The sequence below is a fragment of the Dietzia sp. HMSC21D01 genome, from assembly GCF_001815995.1.
Taxonomy (GTDB): domain Bacteria; phylum Actinomycetota; class Actinomycetes; order Mycobacteriales; family Mycobacteriaceae; genus Dietzia; species Dietzia cinnamea.
This window is the reverse complement of sequence record NZ_KV824045.1, coordinates 1-11,220: the sequence shown is the minus strand read 5'-3', so window position 1 is coordinate 11,220 and position 11,220 is coordinate 1. Positions and strand designations below refer to the sequence as shown.

Sequence of the window (11,220 nt, the reverse complement as noted above, 5' to 3'; positions counted from 1 at the left end):
CGGCGTGGTCGCCACCGCGGCCCCTCCACCGGTGACCGCGGCCCCGCCGCTGGTCTCGCGGCCGGCTCCCTCCCGCGCCGACCGGACGGCCCGCGTGGCCTCCTGCATGAGCCCGTTCGCCACGCCGCCGAGGGCGAAGAACGCGCCCCAGTAGGTCGCGAAGAGCGGGTAGTCGGCGGGCCCGAGCGCTCGGCCGGCGATGAGCATCACCAGGTACCCCGAGGTTGCGGCGAACACGGTCGCGAGGGTCAGCGCCCGCATGCCGCCCGCGGCCCCCGGCGCGGCGCCGGGCTCGGCCTCAGCGGCGGCCGGGGTGGTCATGGGGCCTGCCGAGGGTCGGCGGCAGTGGCTCGGAGAACAACCAGGCGTCCCACAGGGGCTGCAGGTCGACGGGGGAGTGGTCGGCGGCCAGGCGGAGGAAGTCGTCCGTGGTGGCGGTTTTTCCGGAATAGGTGGCCACCCACGCCCGGAGGAGGTCGAAGAACGCGGTGTCGCCGACGGTCTGGCGCAGGGCGTGCAGGGTCAGTGCACCGCGCTTGTAGACCCGGTCGTCGAACATGTCCTTCGGCCCGGGGTCCGCCAACAGGATGTCCTGCGGGGAGCCCTGCAGCTTCGAGTAGTAGCGCAGGGCGTGGCTGCCGGCATCGGCACCGCCGGAGAACTCGGTCCACAGCCATTCGGCGTAGCACGCGAAGCCCTCGTGCAGCCAGATGTGCTTCCACTGCGCGGCGGTGACGGCGTTGCCGAACCACTGGTGGGCCAGTTCGTGGGCGATCAGCCGCTCGTCGCGGTCACCGGACTCGGCGGTGCCCCGGCCGAATGTCGACATCCCCATGGCCTCGAGTGGGATCTCGAGCTCGTCGTCGGTGACCACGACCGCGTACTCGTCGAACGGGTACGGGCCGAACAGTCCGCTGAACACGTCGATCATCTCGGTCTGCCGGGCGAACGCCTGCCGGAACCCGCGCTTGAGGTCGGCGGGCAGGAAGGCGTGGACCGGGACGGGGCCGTCGCCCACTTTCAGGTGTTCGTAGCGACCGAGGTTGATGGAGACCAGGTAGGTGGACGTGGGGTAGGGCAGGTCGAAATCCCAGGTGGTCGTGCTTCCGCTGCGCTTTTTGCCCACCAGCGCGCCGGTGACGACGGCCCGGTACGGGGAGTCCGTGGTCAGGCGGATGCGGAACGGCGCCTTGGACGAGGGGTGGTCGTCGCAGGGGAACCAGCTGGCCGCGCCGTTGGGCTGATTGGCCACGAGCGCCCCGTCGGTGAGTTCCTCCCAACCGACCTCGCCCCACGTGCCGCGGATGGGCCGCGGATTGCCGGAGTAGCGGATGGTCAGCGTGAACTCGGTGCCCGGCTCGAGCGGCTCGGCGAGCGTGACGGCGAGCTTGCCGCGGGGCCGGGAGAAACGGGCGACTCCGCCCCGGTTGATCGTCACCTTGGACACGTCCAGGTGCGCGGAGAGGTCGAGCCGGACCGTGTCTAGCGTCTCGGTGGCGGTCGCGGTGATGACGGCTTCGCCGCGGAGGTTGTTGGAGCTCATCTTGTAGGTGAGGTCCAGTTCGTAGCGCGCGACGCGGTAGCCGTGGTTTCCGGCCGTCGGCAGGTAGGGGTCGCCCGGATCGTCGCCGGAGGTGGCGTGGTCGCGTGCGATCCGGGCGGCGAGTGCCTTGCTGGCTGCCTTCAATTCCATGACCTGCGCGAGTCTAGAGGACCCCTCGTGGGGCCCGCCCTGTCCGCTGTCGCCGACCTGACCCCGGGCCGATCCCGGAAAAGTACTTGCCAAACGAGAAAGTAGTTGCCTAGAGTCGAGTCATCGCCTCGGGGGAAACACCGTCGGGGTCCGCCGAGAAGGGTGTCGTCATGAACACGGAGAACCCCACGACCGACCCGGTCGACCGCGCCGAGGCCGCCCGACTGCTCGCCGAGGCGGAGGGGCGCCCGCCGGTGAGCACCGCCCACGACGTCCGCGTCTTCGCTGGCTTCGCCGCGGCGATCGCGGTGCTCATGGGCGTCGGCACCATCGCGATCATGTTCACCAACTGGGCGCTCATCCCCTACGTGGCCCTGCTGTTCGTGGCGATCTACTGGCAGCGGCGAGCGATCAACGCCAGCCCGCGGGGCTCGGGCCGGACGTACACGTGGGGCATCGCGGGATCGGGCGTGATGATCCTCGTCGTCGTCACCGCCCTGAACGTCCTCCGCACCACGATCGGCCTCACCGCCTGGTGGTACGCGCTCGGCGTGGTTCTGGTCGCGCTGCCCGGCCTGGTGGCCGCCGCGCTCATCGTCCGGCGAGGTGCGGCGCGATGAGGGACGAGAAGGTGACGACGACGAGCACCGCCGCCGCATCGGGGGGCTCCGCCCCGGGGGCGGGCTCCCGCCGGGATGGGCAGGGCCGGCCCGGGGGGCACGCCCGGCATCGTCTCGACGAGGTCATCCACGCCCCGGTCCGCTTCTCGATCGTGGCGGCGCTGGCCGGCGTCGACGACGCGGAGTTCGCCACGATCCGCGATGCGGTCGAGGTGACCGACTCGACGCTGTCCAAACAGGTCGCCGTGTTGGAGAAGGCCGGCTACGTCACGGTCCGCAAGGGCTATGTGGGCAAGCGGCCCCGCACGTGGCTCTCGCTGAGCCGGGACGGGCGCAAGGCGTACGAGTCCCACCTCGCGGCGCTGCGCGCGATCGCCGGCGCCTGACCGCGCGCCGCCGCTCTAGCCCCGCCAGGGCGAGATCGGGTTGCCCTGCCACCGCGTGCCGGCGGGGATGCGGTCGCCGCGCATGACGAGCGAGGCCGGACCGACGGTGGAGCCCGCGCCGATCGACGACGCGGGAAGCGCGACGCAGTGACTGCCCAGAGTGGCGCCGTCGGCGAGATCGACGCGGTCGATCTGCATGATGCGGTCGTGGAACAGGTGCGTCTGGACCACACAGCCGCGGTTGACGGTGGCGCCCCGACCGAGGGAGATGAGGTCGGCCTCGGGCAGCCAGTACGACTCGCACCACACGCCCCGGCCCACGCGCGACCCCAACAGCCGCAGCATGAGGTTGAGGACGGGCGTGCCGGAGGCGGGCCGCGCCACCCATGGCGCGGCCATCAGCTCGACGAACATGTCCGCCACCTCGTTGCGCCACACGAACGACGACCAGAGCGGCTGCTCGCCGGCGCGGATCCGGCCCACCAGCACCCACTTGGCGAGCACGGCCGCCACCAGGGCGACCAGGCCCGCGTAGGCGAGGACCGGGCCGGAGAGCAGGGCGGCCACGCCGAAGCCCCACTCGCGATGCGCGGCCTGCAACAGCACCAGCACGCCGACGAGCAGGAGGAACGACAGCCACACGGGGACCAGTCGCAGCGTCTCCCACGCCCCACGCGCGATCTTCAGGCGGCGCGGCGGCCGGTAGGTGCGCCCGTCGTCGTCGCCGTCGGCGGTGGCGCGCGGCAGCTTCTGCGGCGGCGAGCCCAGCCACGAGGTGCCCTTCTTGGCCTTCTGCGGGGCGGACGACAGGACGGCGACCAGGCCGCGCGCCGGGACCTTGCGGCCTGCGGAGGCGATCCCGGAGTTGCCGAGGAACGCGCGTTTGCCGATCTGGGCGTGCTCGAGCCGCATCCACCCCGAGCCCAGTTCGTAGGGGGCGACCATGGTGTCGTCGGCGAGGAACGCGCCGTCGCGGACGGTGGTGAGCGAGGGGATGAGCAGGACGGTCGACGCCTCGACGTCGCGGCCGATCCGCGCGCCCAGCAGGCGCAGCCAGACCGGGGTGAGCATCGATGCGTACAGCGGGTAGAGCCAGGTGCGGGCGGCGTCCATGATCCGCTCGCTGCACCATGCCTGCCAGGCGATGCGCGAGTGGACCGGGTGGAAGCCCGGGGTCAGTCGGATCGAGAGCAGGCGGATCGACAACAGCGTGAACGCGGCGAACAGGGCGAACGCGAGTAGCGCACCGGGGACCGACCACAGCGCGGCGCGCGCCGCCAGCTCCCCGACACCCGCGGCGTCGCCTGCGCCCCACGCCACGAGCGCCAGTCCCGCGGCCAGGGCCAGGAGCGGCATCCCGCCCAGCACCAGGGCGGAGAGCTGGTACGCGAGGCTCCAGCCGCGGCTGTGGGGCGCGGGCTCGGCGGGCCAGCTCGACCCGCGCTTGCCGCGCTTGAGCGCCGGTGAACCCGCGTAGCGCTTGCCGGCTTTGACCGTGCCCACCACGGCCGAGCCGATCTCGACGTGCGCACCGCGGCCGATCACCGCGCCGGGCAACAGCATGGACCGCGCGCCGATCACGGCCTGCTCGCCGATCTCGATCCTGCCGATGTGCACCACGTCGCCGTCCACCCAGTGCCCGGCCAGGTCGACCTCGGGCTCGACGGAGGCGCCGTCGCCCACCGTGAGCAGCCCGGTCACGGGCGGCAGCGTGTGCATGTCGACGTCGCGTCCGATCCGCGCGCCCAGGAGCCGGGCGAACGTGGTCAGCCAGCCGGCCCCGGTCAGGGAGACGGCACCGGAGGACTCCACGAGCCGCTCGGCCGCCCACAGACGGAGGTGCACCGACCCGGCGCGCGGGTACGTCCCCGGACGGATGCCGGCCGTGAGGAGCCGGCACAGGCCGGCGGTGACGACCATCCGGCCGACGGGCAGCAGCAGTAGCACCGCGAGCACTCCCAGCACCCACCACGACACGGGCCGCGCCCACGCCACGCCGAGCTCGGCCGCCACATTGTTGGCGAGTCCCAGCCATGTCAGCCACCGCAGGCCGGTCACGGTGAGCAGCGGGATCGTCGAGAGGACCTGAACCGTCTGAGCGACGGGCCCGACGGGCCGGACGTGGCGCGGCGCGACCTCGGCCTCCGGCTCGAGCTCGTCGAGGAAGGCGGCGAAGTCGCCCAGGCGGGAGCGGTCGTAGATGTCGCCCACCGTCACGGCGGGGAAGCGCTCGCGGACGCGGGCCACGACGTGCGCGGCGGCCAGCGAACCGCCGCCGAGGGCGAAGAAGTCCTCGTCGACGCCGGAGACGTCGGCCCCGAGGGCGTGGGACCACAGCTCGGCGACCCACGCCTCGGTGCCGTCGAGTTCGGACTCGGCGGCCGAGGTCTGGGCCAGCGGCCAGGGCAGGGCGGCGCGGTCGACCTTCCCGGAGGTACGGGTGGGCAGTTCGTCGACGAGCGCGAGCCGCGGTACGACGCCCGCCGGCAGCTGTTCGCGCAGCAGCCCGGCGGCCGCCGCCAGATCGAAGCCGTCCGGGTCGTCGGCGACGAGGTACGCCACGAGCACCGGCTGTCCGGCCTCGGTCTTCTGCACCGCGGCCGCGCCGGCGCTGACGCCGGGGAGCGCGGACACCGCGGTGTCGACCTCGCCCAGTTCGAGGCGGCGTCCGCCGATCTTGACCTGGTCGTCGACCCGACCGTGGAAGTACAGTCCGTCGGCCTCGAGCCGCACCATGTCGCCCGACCGGTAGGCGCGGTCCCAGCCGAGGGTCTCCATGGGCGCGTACTTCTCGAGATCCTTCTCGGGGTCGAGGTAGCGGGCCAGCCCGACGCCGCCGATCACCAGTTCGCCGGACTCGCCGTAGCCGACCGGCTGCCCGGCGGGATCGACCACCGCGAGGTCCCAGCCGTCGAGGGGCAGCCCGATCGACACCTCGCCGGCGCCGGTCAGCGGGGCGGCGCACGCCACGACGGTGGCCTCGGTGGGACCGTAGGTGTTCCACACCTCGCGGCCGTCGGCGGCGAGCCGCGCGGCGAGCTCCGGCGGGCACGCCTCGCCGCCCAGGATCACCAGGCGGACGTCGGTGAGCATGGAGTCCGGCCACATCGAGGCCAGCGTCGGCACCGTGGAGATCACAGTGATCCGCCGCTCGCGCAGCCACGGCCCCAGGTCGAGTCCGGACTTGACGATCGAGCGCGGCGCGGACACGAGGCACGCCCCGTGGGCCCAGGCCAGCCACATCTCCTCGCACGAGGCGTCGAAGGCCACGGACAGGCCGGCGAGCACGCGGTCGCCCGGGCCGAGGGGCGCGTCCCGCAGGAAGATCCGTGACTCGGCGTCCACGAACGCGGCGGCGCTGCGGTGCGTGACGGCCACGCCCTTGGGCAGGCCGGTGGTCCCGGAGGTGAAGATGATCCAGCAGTCGTCGTCGACGGTCGGCCGGCGGTGTCGTGCGGGATCGTCGGGGCGGTCGGGGTCGGTGACGAGCATGCCGTGGGCGGTGTACACGGCGGCGACCCGCGCCTGGCCGAAGACCAGCTCGGCCCGCTCGGCCGGGTCGTCCACGTCGACGGGGACGTAGGCCGCGCCGGCGGCCAGGGTGCTGAGGATCGCCAGGTACAGCTCGGCCGAGCCGGAGGGCATGTGGATGCCGACCCGGTCACCGGCGCCGACGCCCTGGTCCTGCATCCACGCGGCGGAGACCTGGATCTGCCGCCAGACCTCGCCGTAGGTGAGGACGCGCGTGCCGTCGTCGAGGCACGGGGCGTCCGGGTGCCGTTCGACCGCCGACCCCAACACGTCGAGGAGTGTCCGTGGGGTCGCAGCGTGCGAGCTGCGCAGATACTGCTCTGGGATGGTGGCCACGTGCGGATGGTATCGCTCTGAGGTGAACATCCCGCCGCGGTCACCTCCGGGCTGGTTAAGTGAGGCGCATGACTTCTGGGAGCCTTCAGGGCAGGACCGTCGTGATCGTGGGCGCGGGTCCGGGTTTCGGTCACACGCTGGCTCTGCGCGCCGCGGCGCAGGGCGCGTCGGTGGTGGTCGCGGCGCGGACGGCGTCGCGGGTGGAGGACATCGCGGACGCGGTCCGTCGGGATGACGACGTGCGCCGCGCCGGCGGCACGGCGATCGCCGCGCCCGTCGACGCCACCGATCCCGACTCGGTGCGTGCCCTGCGTGAGACCGTCGAGGGCCACGCCGACGCGGTCCACGGGCTCGTGTACAGCGCCTTCGCGGTGCCCAGCATGAAGCCGCTGGCCCGCACCGACCACGCTCAGATCTCCGCGGGGATCGACCTGTCCGTCCTGGGCGCCCTGCGTACGACGCAGGAGTTCACCCCGCTCCTCGAGGCCGGCGCCGCTGCCGATGACGCCACCCACGTCGCCGGCGCCACCCACGCCACCCACGCCACCGCCTCCCGCCCCGCCGCCGCCTCCCGCCCTGCCACGAGCTCGGTCGTCATGATGGCCTCGGCCGTCATCCACCACTCCCGCGAGCGCTACGCGGGCTACAAGGTCGCCAAGACCGCCCTGGTCGCTCTGGGGCATTCGCTCGCCACCGAGCTCGGGCCGCGCGGCATCCGCGTCAACACCGTCGCGCCGGGTTACATCTACGGCGACACCCTCAAGGCGTACTTCGAGAGCCTGGCCACCAAGTACGGCGGGACGGGCGAGGACGTCTACGCGCACACGGCGGAGAAGACGGACCTGCGTCGCCTGCCCGACGAGGCGGAGATCGTCGACCCGGTTCTGTTCCTGCTCTCCGACGCAGCCTCGGCAGTCACCGGGCAGACGCTCACCGTGGACTGCGGCGAGTTCCACACCTGACACGAGCAGCACCACCCCGAGGCGTGGGATCCGGGTCTTTCCCCGATGTGGTGCGAGGCGCGGTCGTGGAGAGTGGAGCTCACCGGGGAACACGTCCCCGATCGTCCGGGCAGGACGACGACGAGGAGATCGCCATGACTCACGAACCCGCCTCTCGGCCGAAGCGCCTGACCCGATCCGAGGACCGCTGGATCGGTGGCGTGTGCGGTGGCCTGGCCGACCACTTCGGTCTGGACCCGGCGTTGGTGCGCGTCCTGTTCGTGGCCTCGCTGCTGCTCCCGGGCCCGCAGCTGCTCATCTACGCGATCCTGTGGTTCGTCATGCCCGACGCCCGCGCCTGACCGGGGACGGGCCCTCCCCGTTGTCGGGACCGCTCTGGCAGGCTGAGCGCATGAGCATTGCAGAGACCTCAGCCGCCGCCCCGTCCGCCGCTGGTGAATACGCGTCCGTCCGCGTCGAGAAGGCCACCCGGCACCCGCACGTCGCCCAGGTGACGCTGATCGGCCCGGGCCGGAACAACGCGATGGGCCCGGACTTCTGGGCGGAGATGCCCCGGGTCATGGCCGAGCTCGACGCGGATCCCGACGTCCGCGCCGCGGTCATCGCCGCGCAGGGCCGCAACTTCACCTACGGCCTGGATCTGATGGCGATGATGCCGCAGTTCATGGAGTTCCTGCCGCAGGACAAGGCCCCGGACGCGTCCCGCAACGAGCGCGTCCTCGACTTCGTGGAGAACATGCGCCGGGCCGTCGACGCCGTCGCGTCCGCCAGGACGCCGACGGTGGCGGCGGTGCAGGGTCGCTGCATCGGCGGCGGGATCGACCTCATCTCGGCCTGTGACGTCCGCCATGGCTCCGCGGACTCGGCGTACTCGGTGCGCGAGGTCAAGGTCGGCATCGTCGCGGACATGGGCTCGCTGGCGCGGCTGCCCTACATCATCGGCTCGGCCCTGACCCGCGAGCTGGCGCTCACCGGCCGTGACATCGACGCCGAGACCGCCCTGCGGTACGGCCTCGTCACCCATGTCGCCGACGACGCCGCCGGAGTCCTCGATTCGGCACACGCCACGGCCGCCGAGATCGCCGACAACCCGCCGCTCGTGGTGCGCGGCACCCGCGAGGTGCTCAATCGCGCGATCGAGGGGCCGATCTACGAGTCCAACCGCTACGTGGCCACGTGGAACGCGGGTTTCCTGGCCTCCGCCGACATGATGGAGGCGATCAGCGCGACGCTGGAGAAGCGCGAGGCCGAATTCACCGGCCGCTGACCGGTCGAGGTCGGCCTCAGTACGCCGCGTCCGCCACCCAGCCACCAACGAGAAGACAGTTCCGCACATCGCCACTCGGGCGACACGGGCGGAACTGTCTTCTCGATGAGGTCGGGCCTCGTTCAGCCCCGGAAGGGCTCGGCCTTCTCCTCGGGGTGCTCGACGAAGTTCTCCAGGCCCTCGGCGACGAGCTTCTCGCCGTGCGCCTTGTCCCGCCACTCGCCCGGGGTGACGTGCTTGCCCGGCTCGAGGTCCTTGTAGTGGAGGAAGAAGTGCTCGATGGCCTTGAGCTCGAAGTCGGGGACGTCGTCGATGTCCTGGATGTGATCCCAGCGCGGGTCGAGGTCGGGCACGCACAGCAGTTTGTCGTCACCGCCGGCCTCGTCGGACATCGTGTAGACGCCCACGACACGGGACTTGATGATCACGCCCGGGAACACGGACTCGTCGAGCAGCACGAGGGCGTCGCAGGGGTCGCCGTCGTCGGCGAGGGTCTTGTCGATGTAGCCGTAGTCGGCCGGGTAGCCCATCGAGGTGAAGAGGAACCGGTCGAGGTAGATCTTGCCGGTCTCGTGGTGGATCTCGTACTTGTTCCGCGAACCCTTGGGGATCTCGATGGTCACTTCGACGGACACGGGCTACCTCACAAATCGTCATGCTCCGGAACCCGAGACGGCTCTCCCGGGCAATTCGGGGTGATTCTAGTAGGCGCCACCGGCGTCGGGGGTGGGCGCCGTCACGCGGGCCGCTAGCGTGGGGCGGCAGCAGGCGACAGGGACAGGTGCGGTGGACGTGCGGGCGTCCGGGAAGTGGGTCGAGTGACCGAGCGGGGAGTGTGGCGCGGGCGTGGGCTCGTGTGGCGGGCGGCTGTCGTGCTCGTCGTCGTCGCCGTCCTCGTCGCCGGACTCGTGGTGGCGGCCCTGGTCACCGACGTCGACCAGCGCGGCGGTCTCATCGGTGACACTTCCGCCGACGCCGCCGAGGACGTCAATCCCGGCCTGCTCCCGGCCGACGGCTCGGCCCCGATGCCCGATCCGGCCGCCCTCCAGCGGATCCTCGGCCCCCTCGCGTCCGCGCCTGCGGTGGGCGACCTCACCGCCAGCGTGGTCGACGACGCCACCGGGCAGGTCCTGTGGGAGGTCCGCCCGCGCGAGGCCAGGGTCCCGGCGTCCACCACCAAGCTGCTCACCGCGGTCGCCGCCATGCTCGAGCTGCCGCCGGACGCCAGGGTCGACACCACCCTGGTGCGAGGCGCCGAGCCGGACACCCTCGTCGTTGTCCCGGGTGGCGATCCGACCATGTCCGCCGGGGCGAAGCCGGGGCCGTTGTTCCCGGGCGCGGCGACCATCGTCCAGGCCGCCGACGTGGTGCGCGCCGCCGGGATGACGCCCGCGCGGATCGTCGTGGCCCCCGGCCCGTACACCGGACCGCGGATGGGGCCGAACTGGGTGCCCGCGGAGATCGCGGCCGGCAACGTGGCGCCGGTGGACGCGTGGATGCTCGACGCCGGGCGCCTGGACCCGGCGGACGAGTACTCGCCCCGCTCGACCGAGCCCGCGCTGGCCGCCGGGCGCGCCCTGGCGCGCGAGCTGGGCGTGGACCCGGAGCGGGTCAAGGTCTCGGAGACCGCCGTGGAGACGGGCGGGGAGCTGGGCCGGGTGTCGTCGGCGCCGCTGACCGAGCGGGTGCGCTCGATGCTGGTGTACTCGGACAACGTCCTGGCGGAGACCATCTGCCGCGAGGTCGCGCTCGAGCGGGATCCCGACCGGCCGGCGGGCTTCGCCCAGGGCACCGCCGCGGTGGTCGACACCCTCGCCGAGCACGGCCTGGACATGACGGGCGTGCGCCTGGACGACTGCTCCGGGATGAGCTCCGGAAACCGCCTGTCCGCGGCCGCGCTCACCGATGTCCTGCGCACGGCGGCCGCCCCCGACGCGACCCGCGAGATGCGCGACCTGCTCGACACCCTTCCCGTGGCCGCGGGCTCGGGCACCCTCGCCGACCGCTTCACCGGCCCGGCGGACGCGGGCGCCGGCTGGGTGCGGGCCAAGACCGGGACGCTCAGCGGCACCAGTGCACTCGCCGGCACGGTGACCAGCGCGGACGGGCGGTCGATGAGCTTCGCGCTGCTGTCCTCCGGCACCGATCCCTCGGTCGCGCGCCCGGTCCTGGACCGCATCGCCGCCGAACTGAGGACCTGTGGCTGCCGCTAGCAGGGACTGGACCGGGCCCGCGTGGGCCGTCCGATCGGCCGTTCGGGCGTTCCGCCGCGCCCACCCCGGGATCGGTGACGAGGTGTGCGTCGCCCTGTCCGGGGGCGCCGACTCGCTGGCCCTCACCGCCGCCGCCACCGCGGAGTTCGCCGACGTGACGGCCCTCGTGGTGGACCACGGGTTGCAGCCCGGGTCCGACGAGGTCGCCCGTC

9 protein-coding genes and 2 pseudogenes are annotated in these 11,220 nt (G+C 72.6%); 7 read left to right on the top strand and 4 right to left on the bottom strand.

All coding sequences use genetic code 11. The features are described 5' to 3' along the window. Window positions 1-321 (bottom strand): annotated as a pseudogene (locus tag HMPREF3086_RS14080) (polysaccharide biosynthesis protein); the annotation flags it as partial. Next, window positions 299-1,687 carry a M1 family metallopeptidase gene (locus HMPREF3086_RS14075; protein ID WP_109149454.1) on the bottom strand — a complete coding sequence of 463 codons (1,389 nt, stop codon included), beginning with the start codon at window positions 1,685-1,687 and terminating at the stop codon, window positions 299-301. The pseudogene HMPREF3086_RS14080 and the gene HMPREF3086_RS14075, both read right to left, overlap by 23 nt. Window positions 1,688-1,863: 176 nt before the next feature. Here HMPREF3086_RS14075 and HMPREF3086_RS14070 point away from each other — a divergent pair, with 176 nt between their 5' ends. Together HMPREF3086_RS14070 and HMPREF3086_RS14065 are read left to right on the top strand one after the other, a co-directional pair. Then, a complete protein-coding gene (locus tag HMPREF3086_RS14070; protein ID WP_061227491.1) occupies window positions 1,864-2,313 on the top strand; it encodes a hypothetical protein in 450 nt (149 codons plus the stop codon). Continuing rightward, window positions 2,310-2,699: a winged helix-turn-helix domain-containing protein gene (locus HMPREF3086_RS14065; RefSeq protein WP_082767563.1), complete on the top strand. Its 390-nt coding sequence runs from the start codon at window positions 2,310-2,312 to the stop codon at window positions 2,697-2,699. Before HMPREF3086_RS14070 ends, HMPREF3086_RS14065 begins: the two co-directional genes overlap by 4 nt. Before the next feature lie 15 nt (window positions 2,700-2,714). Here the strand turns inward: HMPREF3086_RS14065 and HMPREF3086_RS14060 are convergent, their stop codons facing one another. Then, window positions 2,715-6,596 (bottom strand): Pls/PosA family non-ribosomal peptide synthetase, encoded by a 3,882-nt coding sequence (locus HMPREF3086_RS14060; protein ID WP_061227490.1) that lies wholly within the window; start codon window positions 6,594-6,596, stop codon window positions 2,715-2,717. Window positions 6,597-6,634: 38 nt separating this feature from the next. On the opposite strand from HMPREF3086_RS14060, the gene HMPREF3086_RS14055 reads away from it, so the two are divergent. From HMPREF3086_RS14055 to HMPREF3086_RS14045, 3 genes are all read left to right on the top strand, one after another. Beyond that, window positions 6,635-7,528: an SDR family oxidoreductase gene (locus HMPREF3086_RS14055; protein ID WP_061227489.1), complete on the top strand. Its 894-nt coding sequence runs from the start codon at window positions 6,635-6,637 to the stop codon at window positions 7,526-7,528. A 134-nt stretch (window positions 7,529-7,662) separates the two neighbouring features. Next, complete coding sequence (locus HMPREF3086_RS14050) at window positions 7,663-7,869, top strand: PspC domain-containing protein (protein ID WP_061227488.1); 207 nt, start codon at window positions 7,663-7,665, stop codon at window positions 7,867-7,869. A 50-nt stretch (window positions 7,870-7,919) separates the two neighbouring features. Further along, window positions 7,920-8,795 (top strand): crotonase/enoyl-CoA hydratase family protein, encoded by an 876-nt coding sequence (locus HMPREF3086_RS14045; RefSeq protein WP_082767562.1) that lies wholly within the window; start codon window positions 7,920-7,922, stop codon window positions 8,793-8,795. Window positions 8,796-8,917: 122 nt separating this feature from the next. Here the strand turns inward: HMPREF3086_RS14045 and HMPREF3086_RS14040 are convergent, their stop codons facing one another. Continuing rightward, window positions 8,918-9,430: an inorganic diphosphatase gene (locus tag HMPREF3086_RS14040; protein WP_061227487.1), complete on the bottom strand. Its 513-nt coding sequence runs from the start codon at window positions 9,428-9,430 to the stop codon at window positions 8,918-8,920. A gap of 183 nt (window positions 9,431-9,613) precedes the next feature. On the opposite strand from HMPREF3086_RS14040, the gene dacB reads away from it, so the two are divergent. Both dacB and HMPREF3086_RS14030 read left to right on the top strand, forming a co-directional pair. Further along, a complete protein-coding gene (gene dacB / locus HMPREF3086_RS14035) occupies window positions 9,614-11,008 on the top strand; it encodes a D-alanyl-D-alanine carboxypeptidase/D-alanyl-D-alanine endopeptidase (RefSeq protein ID WP_070722480.1) in 1,395 nt (464 codons plus the stop codon). Continuing rightward, window positions 10,995-11,220, top strand: a pseudogene (locus tag HMPREF3086_RS14030) (ATP-binding protein); the annotation flags it as partial. The gene dacB and the pseudogene HMPREF3086_RS14030, both read left to right, overlap by 14 nt.